This is a genomic window from Sideroxydans sp. CL21 (assembly GCF_902459525.1).
In the GTDB taxonomy this organism is placed as follows: Bacteria; Pseudomonadota; Gammaproteobacteria; order Burkholderiales; family Gallionellaceae; genus Sideroxyarcus.
The window spans coordinates 1,437,394-1,452,054 of the sequence record NZ_LR699166.1 but is presented as its reverse complement, the minus strand read 5'-3'; the positions used below and the strand labels follow the sequence as shown (position 1 = coordinate 1,452,054).

The 14,661-nt window shown below is 56.7% G+C and carries 12 protein-coding genes; 3 read left to right on the top strand and 9 right to left on the bottom strand.

Annotated elements, in window-relative coordinates; translation table 11 throughout:
- Positions 1-32 precede the first annotated feature (32 nt).
- From tilS to QOY30_RS06815, 4 genes are all read right to left on the bottom strand, one after another.
- Positions 33-1,334, bottom strand: coding sequence for a tRNA lysidine(34) synthetase TilS (tilS, locus tag QOY30_RS06830; RefSeq protein WP_502958683.1), 1,302 nt, complete (start codon positions 1,332-1,334; stop codon positions 33-35).
- A gap of 70 nt (positions 1,335-1,404) precedes the next feature.
- On the bottom strand, positions 1,405-2,373 hold the full coding sequence (locus QOY30_RS06825) for an acetyl-CoA carboxylase carboxyltransferase subunit alpha (protein WP_283743877.1): 969 nt from the start codon (positions 2,371-2,373) through the stop codon (positions 1,405-1,407).
- Positions 2,374-2,454: 81 nt separating this feature from the next.
- A complete protein-coding gene (locus QOY30_RS06820; protein ID WP_283743876.1) occupies positions 2,455-3,993 on the bottom strand; it encodes a mechanosensitive ion channel family protein in 1,539 nt (512 codons plus the stop codon).
- Between the two features lie 26 nt (positions 3,994-4,019).
- Positions 4,020-5,012 (bottom strand): hypothetical protein, encoded by a 993-nt coding sequence (locus tag QOY30_RS06815; protein ID WP_283743875.1) that lies wholly within the window; start codon positions 5,010-5,012, stop codon positions 4,020-4,022.
- 74 nt (positions 5,013-5,086) lie between these two features.
- Between QOY30_RS06815 and QOY30_RS06810 the strand changes: the two genes are divergently transcribed.
- From QOY30_RS06810 to QOY30_RS06800, 3 genes are all read left to right on the top strand, one after another.
- Positions 5,087-6,331, top strand: a complete 1,245-nt coding sequence (locus QOY30_RS06810; RefSeq protein WP_283743874.1) for a lipoprotein-releasing ABC transporter permease subunit — start codon at positions 5,087-5,089, stop codon at positions 6,329-6,331.
- On the top strand, positions 6,324-7,007 hold the full coding sequence (gene lolD, locus QOY30_RS06805; protein WP_283743873.1) for a lipoprotein-releasing ABC transporter ATP-binding protein LolD: 684 nt from the start codon (positions 6,324-6,326) through the stop codon (positions 7,005-7,007). Before QOY30_RS06810 ends, lolD begins: the two co-directional genes overlap by 8 nt.
- A 79-nt stretch (positions 7,008-7,086) precedes the next feature.
- A complete protein-coding gene (locus QOY30_RS06800; protein ID WP_283743872.1) occupies positions 7,087-7,590 on the top strand; it encodes a DUF7674 family protein in 504 nt (167 codons plus the stop codon).
- Between the two features lie 33 nt (positions 7,591-7,623).
- Here QOY30_RS06800 and QOY30_RS06795 read toward each other — a convergent pair whose 3' ends face one another.
- The 5 genes from QOY30_RS06795 to kaiC form a co-directional block, all read right to left on the bottom strand.
- On the bottom strand, positions 7,624-8,550 hold the full coding sequence (locus QOY30_RS06795) for a response regulator (protein ID WP_283743871.1): 927 nt from the start codon (positions 8,548-8,550) through the stop codon (positions 7,624-7,626).
- A gap of 14 nt (positions 8,551-8,564) precedes the next feature.
- Entirely contained in the window at positions 8,565-9,782 is a 1,218-nt protein-coding gene (locus QOY30_RS06790) for an EAL domain-containing response regulator (protein WP_283743870.1), read from the bottom strand.
- Between the two features lie 86 nt (positions 9,783-9,868).
- Entirely contained in the window at positions 9,869-12,556 is a 2,688-nt protein-coding gene (locus tag QOY30_RS06785; RefSeq protein ID WP_283743869.1) for an ATP-binding protein, read from the bottom strand.
- Positions 12,556-12,891, bottom strand: coding sequence for a circadian clock KaiB family protein (locus QOY30_RS06780; protein ID WP_283743868.1), 336 nt, complete (start codon positions 12,889-12,891; stop codon positions 12,556-12,558). Before QOY30_RS06780 ends, QOY30_RS06785 begins: the two co-directional genes overlap by 1 nt.
- Positions 12,888-14,660, bottom strand: a complete 1,773-nt coding sequence (kaiC, locus tag QOY30_RS06775) for a circadian clock protein KaiC (RefSeq protein WP_283743867.1) — start codon at positions 14,658-14,660, stop codon at positions 12,888-12,890. The genes QOY30_RS06780 and kaiC overlap by 4 nt, the downstream gene beginning before the upstream one ends.
- Between the last annotated feature and the right edge of the window lies 1 nt (position 14,661).

The window sequence follows — 14,661 nt, the reverse complement described above, 5'->3', positions numbered from 1 at the left end:
TGCAATTTTTTGTCGGCGGAATCATATTCCAATTAGTCCAAAGACACCAACACACCTGCCTCGCCCGGTTCGGCTTGATAATCGGCATGGATGGCGACCCCCACCACGCACACCAATTCATCCCCGCAATACAGCAGGGGCAAGCGTTCGCGCTGCCAGGGTGGGACATGATGCTCCTGTAGCAGATTTTTCAAACTGCGCGTTGCGGCGGCGGCAGAAGGACGCAACGATTCACTTCCGCTGCGCAAGCGCAGTGTCACCGGTCCATGCTGCAACTTTGCATAGCTGATGCCCTTCCCTTGAACATGACTGAAGCCAATGACACGGTTAAGCGCAGACCATCGCAATTCTGCCTCTCCGTTCCACGTCATCACCAGATTTGGGTCGAACGGATCCCGGACGTCTGTTACATAGACCTTGCCTTGGTAACGACGCAGCTGCCAGCGTCCGAACTCGACACATATCGCCGCATCTTCACGCGCATCGCATAACTGGTGCAGCATGTCATCGAGTTGGGCGGCATGCGGCATGGATGCGTACTGCCTATGCAAAAAATAGCGCAACAGATTTTTGGCACGGGCATGCGGAAGTGCCCGCAAACGGGCGACATCAAGAGCCACGGCATCCCCCGAGCCTTGCATGTCCTGCAGTGCCAACTCATCCAGCAATTCTCCCGCTTCCGCGAAGTGTTGTGCGCTACGCGCCAACGTGTCGCGGTAGGCAGGGAATCGCCGTTCCAGCAGAGGCAGCAGACGATGCCTCAGGAAATTGCGCGGGTAGTAGTCGTCGGCATTGCTCTCGTCTTCAACCCAGTGCAGCCCGTGTTGCCTTGCGTATTCGGTCAACGCGCTGCGCGGGATATCCAGCAAAGGACGCAAGGTTGCAGGGGCAGGAGTCGGCTTGAGCAGGGACCCTTCGACCTTGCTCAGGACAGGCCCTTCGACTTTGCTCAGGACAGGCCCTTCGACTTTGCTCAGGACAGGCATTGCCGCTACACCCCTGATACCCGCGCCGCGCAACAGTTGCAATAACAACGTTTCCGCCTGGTCGTCGGCATGATGCGCCAGCGCAACGAAGTCGCTTTTTTGCCTGGCGAACGCAGCATGACGCAGCTTGCGCGCAGCGGCTTCGATACCGTGATCGGCTTGCAACCGGGAGATATCGACGCGTTCGATGTGCAAAGGAATATTGAGCCGCATGCAAAGCCCGGAGCAGAAATCCGCCCACGCATCGGCGTTCGGACTGATGCCGTGATGGACATGCAAGGCGGAAAGCTGCCAATCGAAGCGCGGCGCAAGGGTGTGCAGCATATGCAGCAGCACGACGGAATCCATGCCGCCGCTCAAGCCAATGAGGATTTGACTGTGTCTGGGAAGAAGCGGCGCCAGGCGCGCCGCGACGGTGTCAGCTAAGCTCGATTTCCTTGAACTTGCCATAGCTCATCAAGCGGCTGAAGCGCGTTTGCAGCATCTCATCCGTGGTTTGAGATTGCACTTGCTTGAGCGTGTCCTGCAAAGCCTTCTTCAGCGACTGCATCATTGCCGGATAGTCGCGGTGCGCGCCGCCCAAAGGTTCGCTGATAATCTTGTCGACCAGACCCAGCGTCTTCAGACGTGTCGCCGTGATACCCAGCGTCTCCGCGGCATCCGGGGCTTTGTCCGCGCTCTTCCACAGGATGGAAGCGCAGCCTTCCGGTGAAATGACGGAGTAAGTCGCATATTGCAGCATCAGCATCGCATCTCCTACCGCGATAGCCAGCGCGCCGCCTGAGCCGCCCTCGCCGATGATGGTGCAAATAATGGGCACTTTGAGCTCCGCCATCACATACAGATTCTTGCCGATGGCTTCGGACTGCCCGCGCTCTTCCGCACCCACACCGGGATAGGCGCCCGGGGTGTCGATGAAGGTCATGATCGGGATGCCGAACTTTTCGGCCAGACGCATCAGGCGCATCGCCTTGCGATAGCCTTCGGGACGCGGCATGCCGAAATTGCGGTATTGGCGTTCCTTGGTATCGCGGCCTTTCTGATGGCCGATCACCATCACGCTCTGGCCGTTGAAACGGGCCAGACCGCCGACGATGGCCGGATCGTCCGCGTAGTTGCGATCGCCGTGCAATTCTTCGAAGTCGGTGAACAGATGCTGGATGTAATCCAGCGTGTAGGGGCGCTGCGGGTGGCGCGAAACCTGCGATATCTGCCACGGTGTGAGCTTGGCATAGATATCCTTGGTCAGCGATTGGCTTTTCTTTTGCAGCCTGCCGATCTCGTCGGAGATATCGAGCGCGGAGTCGTCCTGCACATATCGCAACTGCTCGATCTTGTTTTCCAGTTCGGAGACCGACTGTTCGAAATCCAGAAAGGTAACTTTCATCTGCACTAAATCCGTGTTGTCCGGGTGCGAATGATACAGGAAGCCGCCCCGCGAATTAAGCCCTAAATTTTGGTGAGGCATTCAACCAAGCGAAAAGAAGCGCTTGATTGTGGCGAGTATCTCAATACGCTGCTGTGACAAGTCCTTATGCGCACCGGTTGCATCAAAATTCTGCAATGCGACATCGAGTTCCGCGCGTCGCGCAACCAGAATGTGAGATATCTCTTCGGCGATACCCGGGCGCGCCTGCAACAATTCTTCAACCACCTCCTTGTCGATGCGATAACACTCCACGTCGGTTTTGGCGATGACCGATGCGGAACGCGGCGCACCCGTCATCAGCCCCATTTCGCCGAAGAAATCGCCATGCCCCAGCGTGCGCACGGTGCGGCGTTTGCCATTGGGCAGGTCGACAAAAACATCGGCCTCGCCGTTGATGACGATGTACAACCATTGTGAGCGCTCGTCACCCTGTCTTGTGATGATATTGCCGCGAGCAAAGGGGGAATACCGCAGACGCTCGGCCAGCCCCTTGTATTCGGCGTCGTTGAGCTGCGAAAACAACTCGACCCGGCGCAATGTCTTGATGCGCAATTGCACTTCGCGTTGCCGCACCGCTTCATCGTATTTCTCGTTTTCCTTGGTGATATGGACGCTGTGCTCTTCCACTGCCAGCTTGATACCCGCACGCTGCAAAGCGGTCATGATATGCCAGCGCAAGACGGCGTCGGTAGGATCGTCCAGCACCAGATCGGTCAGCCAATAACGCAGGGCATAACGCGCATATCCCTTGCTGTCCATGTCCATCAGAACACAACTGGGCATCGGGCTTTTCGCCACGTTGGCGATTTCGGTCTGCTGCACGGAAGCCTCAACCACGCCCACCACCTTGGTCGGAGCAACATCCAGCCCCACGCTGAACCATACCCAGCGCCTTAACTGAACCGGCTGGTCTGTACGCCGACCCAGCACCAGAAACTTGTTCTTCATCAACTGACTGTTGGGAAACACGACGGTCTCCCAGTTGCGCGTCTCCACCAGCGTTGAACGCCAGCGGATGTCCACCACCTTGCCGGAGATATCGTCTACCTTGATCCAGTCGCCGACTTCAATTGAATTGTCCAGTTGCAGCGCCAGGCCGCCGAGGATATTGCCCAGGGTGTCCTGCATGGCGAATGCCAGCACCGCCGTGATCATCGCCGAAGTCGCCAGAATGCTGCCCAGATCGAGACCGGCATAACGCATGCGCACCATGAACCACGCGACATAGGCAACGATGACGAAGATATCTTCGGTGATGCGCGGCAGGCTGAGCTTGACCGCAGGCAGCACGGTACGGAACACCAACAGCCCCCACAGGCGGATGACCGCAATCCCCGCACCGATGACGAAAACTTCATGCGTGACGTCCGCGGCACGCAAATGCTCGAGTGCATGCAACACCGCACTGACGAATTGTCCGAACAGGCAAACAATGAAGAAACTCACCGTGTTGACGAGGCTGGGCCGGTCTTCGCGGCGGAAATGTGCAAGCAGGACCGTGAGGCACAGCACCATGAGCAGCAACGGGAAGGATATGTCGCTCCAGAAGAAGCCCATCATGTTTTCCCAGAAACTCATATTTTTCGTCCTCTTCGCATATTGTTCTATACGGCGTACCGTGCCAATGGCCGTACAGTACGCCAGAATTTCCAGGCATCGCCGCGCGTGAACTCGAAACATTGCGAACCGTTTTCGCGCAGCACCTCCAGTTGAACCGACTGCAACCGGCCGACCTGTAAAGCTTGCAGCAAGGGCCGGGCATATTCCGTTTCGATATTTTCCACCGACTCGCGCCATGCATAAAGATCGCCGCGCTGCAGCGCTTCGCGCGGCGCGTCGCAAACCCACAATCCGCTTTGGAATTTCCCGTCCAGCATTTCCTGCAGGGATTCAAGCTGCGGGATACCCGCAACCCGCGCGAATGCACCGGCCAGTTCGCTGTCACCGCCGACCGAATCGAAAGCTTCCACCACAGGGGCCGCGCGTCCGCCTCCCCACAGCCACAGACTATTGATAAGCTGTTCTCCGCGCGCTTCCCGTGCCTGATTCAGCGGATGCGCGTACAACAGCATCTGCACTTCGGTGAAGATACGCTGCCAGTGCAAAGCATCCGCACCCTGCGGCTGATAGAGCTTCGCGTCTGACCAGGCCACCTGCTGCAGCGGGAAAGTCGTCAGTTGCGGTTCGGCTTCCAGCCGCACATACCAGCGCCGGGGATGCGGCGCAAAGAATGTCATTCCCATGCCCGCAAAGTGCTCATTCAGCATGGCGCACAGAGCGGCACTTTCATCCGGGCCGGTTGCCAGATCGGGCAGCACCATCGCCTGCGAATGCTGCAGTTGCAGGCCCACGGGATCGGCACACAGCCAGTATGCTTCGCCGACTTCCAGCCCCTCGGATGCGGCGCGAACCGGCGCGACGGATTGCCCGCCAAACGCCGCGCAGAGCCAGTCTTCCAGACGGGTGGCACGCGATGAGGTCGCTTTACCCCGCCCCAGCAACTTTTCCAGCGCAGGCAGCCGCAACCCCGCGCACACTTCGGTGGCAATTTCCTGCGGCGGAAAAAGATCGGGGGCAAGCAGGCGGATACGGTTCATGGCAAACAGTTTACCATCCCGCAACACCGGCACTTATGGCAAACTAGCGCCCTTCGCCATTTCGAGCTTCCAACTTGCAACCTTACGAATTATTCATCGGCCTGCGCTATACACGCGCCAAACGCCGCAATCATTTCATTTCCTTCATCTCGATGATCTCCATGCTCGGCATCGGTCTGGGCGTGATGGCGCTGATTGTCGTGCTGTCCGTGATGAACGGGTTTCAGAAAGAGATACGCGCCCGCATCCTGGGTGTCACACCGCATTTGCAGGTCATGAGCGACAGCGGACAACTGAACGACTGGCAACATACGCTGGACATCGTCGCCAGCCATCCTGAGATACGCGCCGCTGCGCCCTTCGTCAGCGGCCAGGGCATGATATCGCTGAACGAAAGCGTCGAAGGAGTGATGGTGCGCGGCATCCTGCCCGACGCCGAGCAACGCCTGACCGCGCTGGGCGACAAAATGAAGCACGGCTCGCTGAACGATCTGCGCGCGGGCGAATTCAACATCATACTCGGCGTCGATTTGGCTCGCGCGCTGGGTGCGCATGTCGGCGACAGCGTGCTGCTCATCACTCCGCAAGGCCAGATCACCCCCGCCGGCATGCTGCCGCGCCTGAAGCAATTCCACGTGGTCGGCATCTTCGAGATCGGCATGGCGCCGTACGACAACGCGCTGGCCCTCATCCAACTTGAAGATGCACAAAAACTCTACCGCATGGGAGACAGTGTGAGCGGCATCAGCGGCAGCCTGAACAACCTCGACCTTGCCCCCCGGGTCGCCTTTGAACTGGAAGGCAAGTTGCCTAAAGACACTTATGCCACCGACTGGACCCGCCAGAACGCCAACTATTTCAGCGTGGTTGCGATGGAGAAGAAGATGATGTTCATCATCCTGTCGCTCATCGTCCTGGTTGCCGCATTCAACATCGTCTCCACGCTGGTGATGGCCGTCACCGACAAACAGGCCGACATCGCCATCCTGCGCACGCTGGGTGCCTCGCCCAAGAGCATCATGAAGATCTTCATGGTACAGGGCATGCTGATCGGACTGATCGGAATGGGGCTGGGCGTCATCGGCGGTGTAGTGATTGCACTGAACATCGGCACCATCGTGCCGTTTATCGAACACTTGTTCGGCGTGCAGTTCCTGTCCAAGGAATTCTATTACATCAGCGAGCTTCCTTCCGACCTGCAAAGGGGCGATGTGATCGTCGTCGCGGGCATGTCCTTCCTCATCAGCCTGTTCGCCACTATTTACCCGAGCTGGCGCGCTTCCAAGGTGCAACCTGCGGAGGCTCTGCGTTATGAATAAAAAACCGGTCATCTCCTGCCGAGACCTGCGCAAGACCTACGCGCAAGGCGACCTGAACGTTCCCGTCCTGAATGGAGTGGACCTGGACGTGGCACGCGGAGAACGTATCGCCATCGTGGGCGCATCCGGCTCGGGCAAGAGTACCTTGCTGCACCTGCTCGGTGGCCTCGACACCATCACCGGCGGCAGTGTCAACATACTGGGACAAGACGTATCGAAGATGAATGAGACGCAGCGCGGCGAACTGCGCAACCGTTCGCTCGGTTTCGTCTACCAGTTCCATCATTTGCTGGCGGAATTCACCGCGCTGGAAAACGTCGCCATGCCGCTGCTGATACGCGGGATAAAACCCTCAGAAGCACACCCCCAAGCCGCTTTCATGCTGGAGCAGGTCGGATTGGCACAACGCATCCGCCATACTCCCGCCGAGCTTTCCGGCGGGGAACGCCAGCGCGTGGCGGTTGCACGCGCGCTGGTCACCCAGCCTGCCTGCGTACTGGCCGACGAGCCGACCGGCAATCTGGACCGCGCCTCGGCTTCCACCCTGTTCGACCTGATGCAGACTCTCAACGCAAAGCTCAATACCAGCTTCATCATCGTCACTCACGACCTCGAACTGGCGGGCAGGATGCAACGCCAGTTGCGCCTGGTGGACGGCACGTTGCACCCGGCCTGACGTACTGCAACCTTCCTGTCATCACCCTGCAACGAGAAAAGGATAGCCTGCCCCCATCCTAACAACAGGAGTGGCGAACATGATCACTTACCCGACGCCCAAGCTTCCCCGTATCGACCGGGTTCCCTCCGACGGGGTCCTGCAGCCTTTCGAACAACTGTTCGATTTCAAGACATTCGCCTCGCTACGCCGCATGGTTTCGCATCAACAAAGCAAGCCCCTGCTCAGGCGGGCCGATTTCATGAAACAAATCACTTTATATCTGCCCGAGGTCGCCGCACGGATAGAAGAGAGCGACTTCGGCGTGTTGCATCTTGAAGTGGGTGCAATCAAATTAGCCACAAAAGACGCCATCGCCAGCCGAGATTTCGCCAGCGTGCGCAAATATCTGATGCTGGTGGCCGAGTTCTTCGATCGGGCGGATGCCGAGTTATACGATGCGATTCGCGTCTCCTTCCTGGAAGGACTGTTTCTGGAGGAGACTTCATCCGCTTACACGGAAGCGCGCAACATGCTGCCGAGGTCGATGGAAAACGTTTTGAGGCAATCCGAACTGCATTTGGAAAGACTGCGCGCACTTTAACGTCCAACCCCGGTGCTGCTGCAACAGCGCGAATCAGGACTTTGCAATATCCAACGCATGATCTATTTTGGCAATCAACGTGTCTCGATCAAAAGGCTTCACCACAAAATTTGAGGCACCGGCCTTCAAACTGTCACTGACGACCTGTCCGTCGCTCTTTCCGGTGATCATGATCACCGGAATCTTTGCGAATGTTGGCTTGGCCCTCAAATTTCGCATGGTTTCCAAGCCGTCCATATCGGGCATCATGACATCCATGAGAATAAGGTCCGGCTGCGCCTTGCGGATCATATTCAAAGCTTCGCTACCGTTGCTGGCGAACATGAGATGATAATTTTCCTTCTGCAGCAGTTTGCCAATTAGCTTGTGCTGGAACTCATCGTCATCCACGACCAAAATGTTCGGTCTGGTCAACCCGCCCTGTTCCACAATGCCCGGCATATCGTTGCAGCCCGATTCAGCCGCACTCTGTTGCTCCAGCATCTGCTCCATTTCCGCCAAAGGACGCGAGTGCACGGCAAGTTCAGTAACCTTGTGTCCGACTGCCTTGAGTGCAGCCAATTCGCGTAGCGCATTGTGGACAGACATGTTCAAACGGGGAGCGTCATAAGTCATGGGCCAGAACAGAATGTAATCGTCAAATATATCCTTCATGCACAACTCGTACGCACGTTTGACCTCGTCTTTGCTGCTCAGAATGACGGTACGATGCGGATGCAAGTGTATTTCCGGACACTGCCGGTACATTCCCAAATAGCAATGTTCAGATTTTTCGAGTGTATTGAATGCCAGCACCAGTACGTCGGGCTGATGGTGCACGAAGTCGTCGGCGGCATGGTCGGTATCGGTGGAAGTGAATACCCCGCGGAATTCTTCCTTCAGAATCCCTCTCACCAGAGCCGCATCGCCGATGATGTCCGTGGCAATTAAAATCCTGACAGGTGAAGTTGAAGTCGCCATGGCAAATTAATCCTTTATGGAATGCGTTTTCTCGACTTGGCGTAAGACTGATCCCAAGTCCTTATCCATTCCGGCAACTCGGCCCCCGGCATCGGTTTGGCAATAAAATAACCTTGGGCAATATCGCAACCCCGGTTGCGCACAAAATCCCAGTCGGCCTGGTCTTCGACACCTTCCGCCACCACCTCCAGGCCGAGTTGCTTGGCCAAACTGAGACAGGAATCAAACATCGCCCACAACTTCTCGTTGCTGCAGGCACCATGCACGAAGCTCTGGTCGATCTTGAGTTCATCAAAGGGAATGTCGCGCAACTGCGCCAGAGAGGAATTGCCAATGCCGAAATCATCGATTGAAAGCCTGAATCGTTTCAGGCGCAACCGGGTCAGTATCTCCAGCGGAATACGTATGTCGCTCATTAACCGTGTTTCCGTGACTTCCAGCATCATCATCTGCGGCGCCACACCGGATTGAGTCGACATCCCGACAACCATATCCACAAAATCCAGCGCGGCCAGATTGTCCATGGAAAGATTGACTGACATCTGCAACATCAGTCCCGATTCCTGCCAAACTTTGGATTGGGCGAATGCATTCTTCAGCACCACTTTGGTCAAATCGTCGATCAGGCCGTGCGCTTCCGCCACACCGATGAACTGGTCCGGATACACGAGCCCATCACTGGGGTGCCGCCAACGCACCAGTGTTTCCACGCCCATCACACGTCCCGTGGAAGTCACCACCTTGGGCTGATAATAATTGACCAGTTCACCGCCGCTAATGGCTGCCCGAACCTCGTCTGCGCCGTAAACGTTTCTATCCTTTCTCGGCTCGTGCCGGGATTGTATTTTCCATTTCCCGATCAGCTCGCCCAAACCCGCCGGAGTGGGAGGTTTATGCAAATGCCCCAACACTGAAATTTTATGTGCTATTGCCAATTTTTCGGCCGCCTGCTGCATGCGTTCATCCTCACCGCTGACCAGAATGACACTGCCGCTAAAGTGCAGTTCAACCAGATGGCGGACAAACGCAAGACCGTCCATCTGCGGCATATTGATATCCAGCAGGATCAGATTGGGCGGCTCGCCCGAGTCGGCAATCAACTCAAGTGCGGTCTGGCCGTTGTCACAGGCGAGGACGGGGGCGTATCCCAAATCGGCCAGTATGTGCTCGAGCAACTTGAGCATGAACGGCTCGTCATCGAGCACCAGAATCTTCATTTTTAAATCGTTCATGATGGCAGCCTTGCAACCTTTCAACTCGTTTGTGCGCGGACTCTATCGGACAACCGCGGCCGTATTCACTCGTGCGAATACGACCCTCAGTATTGTTCTAGAAAACGTTCGACGTTTGCCAGTTCCCGCTCGAATTTTGGCAACAGCGCCGCTAGCGCTTCATGATCATTAACCTCGCCGTACTTTTCCATCCCGGCGCACAGCTCACCCAACGCCAGCGCACCTACCGAGCGTGCAGACGATTTGAGTTTGTGCGCAGCAGCGCCGATAACCCCCGCCTGCCTTGCTGCACAGGCTGTACGCAGTTCATCCGCAATCTTTGCCGCACTGATTTGAAATTCATGCAAAAAATCGCGCAGGGTGGCGTCGTCATCACCCACCAGACTCCTAAGCACATTCACGTCAACAGCGATGGATGGCGAAGCCTGACGACTGTTCACCGTGCCTCTTTCGCGGAGCTCAGGAATCAATACCTTGTCAGACGGTAAATGAGGCGCTGCGGTAGCCACAGGCAACCATTTATCCAGCATCGCTTTCAGGCTGACCAGTTGCACGGGCTTGCTCAGATAATCATCCATGCCGATTTCTCGGCAATGCTCTGCCTCTCCCTTGAGCGCATTGGCGGTAAAAGCGATGATGGGCATGTGAATCTTGCCACCTTCGGCAATACGGATCGCGGCGGTCAGCCCGTAGCCATCCATTTCCGGCATGTGCAAATCGGTGAGCAAGAGACTGTAACGATCCTTCCGCCAACGTTCCAGTGCCTCGCGCCCATTGCCGGTGATATCCGCCGTCTGCCCGAGCAAATTGAGTTGTTGCAGAATGACTTTCTGGTTGATGTCATTGTCTTCGGCGATCAGGATCAATCTGCCTTGTCGGAGCGCCTCTTCGCGACTCAGGGGCGTGAGGTTCACTTTGACATCGCGAGGCCGGTCTTCCCAGTCGATCAAGTTAACCCTGCCGGCAGCAACCGCTACCGCTTTCAGCAAAGTTTTGCGGGAAAGCACGTTGCCATCCACCAGAACCAGGTCGGCGTCCTCTAATCGAGGTTCCCGGCGGTGCCCGCGCCGGATGACCACGAAGTGGGTTTTCTGCTCGGGATGGGCGCGGGCAGCAATGCGCAGTTCATCCAGCGGCAAGTTTGGGGCCGCAGTATCGATAAGCACGATACACAAGCCGGGAGGACGACTGGCTATCCATTGCTTGACCGCTCCCAGGTCGTCTACCCGGTCTACCTGCGCACCGGCATGCACAAGGTAAGCGGCAAGATCATCGGCCATTCCCTCGGCAACGCCAACCACGAGGCAGGGCAGTCCCGCTACCTGGTTTGCATTTTCGTCAATCTTTTCCGGCAGCCGTTGGAAAGTCAGTCGCAAGCTGAATGTGGAACCTTTGCCGGGATCGCTCTGCACCGTGATTTCGCCACCGTTGAGATTTGCCAACTGCCGCGAGATGGCCAGCCCCAGTCCGGTACCGCCGTAAGTCCGCGTTGTAGAGGAGTCAGCTTGTGCAAAGGGTTTGAACAACCGCTCCTGCGTTTCCGTATCCATGCCAATGCCATTGTCGGTCACGCTAAACTCAAGCGTGACTTGTTCTGGCTTGCTTTCAACCGGCAAGATGCGAACCGATACTTTGCCCTGCCGGGGTAGCCCGCTGGAAAACTTGATGGCGTTGCTCGTCAAGTTGATCAATATCTGGCGCAGGCGCACGGGATCACTCATGACTTGTGAGGGAATGCCCGGATCGGTAAACAGCATAAGCTCCACGTTCTTCATCAGGGCGATGTGGCTCAAGGTTTCGCATGCCGCCTCCGCCACGTCGGCAACCGACATGGGGATACTTTCAATCTGCAGCTTCCCCGCTTCGATCTTGGAAAAGTCGAGAATGTCGTCGATGATGGCCAGCAAAGCGAACGCCGAATCGTGAATGATATTGGCCATCACCATCTGTGAGCTGTTCAGGCTGCTCTGCTGCAATACATCAACCATGCCGATCACACCGTTCATCGGCGTGCGTATCTCGTGACTCATGGCCGAAAGGAAATCCGACTTGGCGTGATTGGCCTGTTCAGCTTCGATCCGTGCATGGTCCAGATCAGCCGTGCGCTCGCTGACTTTTTCTTCCAGCGCGTCGTTAAGCTTGCGCACATGATCTTCAACCTGCTTCTGGTCTTCAATCATGCTCAACAGCGCCCGGCGCGATTGGTTGGCGGCTGCGAGCGCTTCTTGCGCCGACTTTTCGGAAGCCAGGATGGCCTCGCTTCGTTTCTGTTCGGACAGATCGGTTGCCACCATGCAAAAAGCATCGTGCATGCCGTTGACGGGCAGGTTGCTCAGAGAAAGATAGACCGCCAGCCGTTCGCCGTCGCCGGCAACAAGATCAAGCTGCTCGCGGCGTTTTTCGCCTGAGTTTTTGCCCAGCAGAGACAGGAATTTTTCCCGATTATCAAGCGCAATCCAGGTGTGTATCGAGGCGCCTATCACTTTTTCGAGCGGCATCTTGAGCATCTCGGCAAAGCGCCTGTTGGCGTACAAAATCACACCCTCAGCCGTCAGCGTCAGCGCGCCTTCACTCATATCCTCTATCAGTGTCCGGTAAGCTTGATCGGCGCCCTTGAGCGTATAAATCTGCGGCCCGCCCGCGCCCGCAACAAACAGTGCATCCCCTTCGCCGCTGAGTATCTCACGCTGGATCTGCTCGGCAGTTTCAAGCTTTGCGCGCAGTGCCACGTTTTCTGCGAGGAGTTGCGCTTGGGTTGTGGGCTGGTTTGGCATTACGTGCTCTTTTGAATATCCAACCCGACCAACACGCGCTCGGTATTTGACATATCGCCGATGATGCGGCGCAAAGGGAGCGGGAGTTCACGGATGAGCGTCGGCAGAGCGATGATCTGCTCGCCCTGTGCCAGTTGTGGCTGCTGGTAGAGGTCGATCACCTCCAGTTCATAGCGCCCCTGCAAATTTTGCTCGCAGATTTTTTTGATGTTGGCAATGGCGTTAACGGATTTCGGCGACTTTCCGGCAACATACAAGCGCAGCACATAATGGCCACCTTCTTCTTTGCGAGGCTTGGCTTTGGGCGGCGTGGGCCGGGTTGTAGTGGCGCTCATTTCGAACCCCATTTTTGTTTGTTCGCCGTCGTATCCTCATTGCGGCTCTGCCCCATGTCCACGCGGCCTTGTGCCAATTGCACGCCTTGCGCCTGTTCTTGTCCGGTGATTCTGAGCGATGCTGTTTTTTGTACCTCAAATTCGGCCCGCATCGCGGCTATTTGCGCTTCCAGCACTTGATGCTTGCTCGCCAGTTCAAGTTGCTGGCGTTCTATTTCCTGCTTGCGCACCATCTGCGCAGCCTGATCCTGCGCCTCTTGCGTCAGACGCGCGGAGCCGGTCAGTACTCCGCTTGCACCAACATACACATCGCGCAATTCCACACCATGATCGGTGAGCAGGAACTCGCGCATCTGGTTCGAGTGCGCCATGCCGCGTGATTTCAGGATAGACAAGCCCCGATTGCGTTCGCCGCCGCTGTCGATCGCACGCAGTGACAACCAAGTGTCAATCAGGGATGAAATGGCCACCTCGCTCTGCTCAAGCTTGCCAACGCTTGAGGTCAAACTCGTGAACAAGCCGGTAATCTGACTCGTTTTCAGAAAATCCAAAAGCCTCGTCAACATCGACTGGACACCGATCTCGTTATCCCCGATGAGGAAACTGTTCAGGGGATCCAGAATCACCACTTGCGGTTTGAAGGTGTTGATCACTTTGTGTTTCATTGCCAGGTGCGTTTCCAGGCCCGCGGAAGAAGGACGGTTGGCATGAAACTGCAACAGACCTTTCTTTACCCATGGCTGAAGGTCGATCCCGATGGAACGCATATTGCGCATAGTCTGACTGGGCGATTCTTCAAATGAAAAATACAGTACGCGCTCGCCGCGACGGCAGGCGGCATCGGCAAAAAGAGCCGCAAAACTGCTCTTGCCGGTACCCGCTGTGCCTGAGATCAACACGCTACTGCCGCGGTAATACCCCTTGCTGCCCAGCATCGCATCCAGTCGCGGGATGCCGGTAGAAATACGTTCATTGGAGGCGATGTGCTGCAAAGCGAGCGACGTGACCGGCAGTACCGAAATACCGTCTTCATCGATCAGGAAGGGATATTCGTTGGTGCCGTGGGTCGAACCGCGATATTTGACAACGCGCAAGCGCCGCGACGAAGTCTGCTCGCTCACGCGATGGTCGAGCACGATCACACAATCGGAAACGTATTCTTCCAAGCCTTGACGCGTCAGCATTCCATCGCCGCGTTCGCCGGTGATGACGGCTGTCACGCCCTTGTGCTTCAGCCAACCAAACAGGCGGCGCAGTTCAGCGCGCAGAATGGCGGGGTTGGGCAAACCGGAGAATAGTGACTCGATCGTATCCAGCACCACGCGCTTGGCGCCGATGGAATCAATGGCTGTCCCGAGGCGGATGAACAAGCCTTCCAGATCGTATTCGCCGCTCTCTTCGATTTCGCTGCGCTCAATGTACACATAATCCAGCACGATCTTTTTGCGCGCGACCAGATCTTTCAAATCGAAACCGAGCGAGACCGTGTTCTGGGTCAAGTCTCTGGCGGTCTCTTCAAATGCCATGAACACGCCGGGTTCGTTGAACTCGGTTGCCCCGCGCACCAGAAATTCCATCGCGAGCAGCGTCTTGCCGCAGCCGGCACCACCGCACACCAGCGTCGGCCTGCTTTTGGGCAAGCCGCCGCCAGTGATTTCGTCCAATCCCTGAATGCCGGTCGGAGCCTTGGGAAGCTGTGGTCTGGCTATTTTTTTTTGCCTGACTTTGGCTGCCGGTTTCGATTTCGCTGCTGGCTTGAGCTTGGTCATA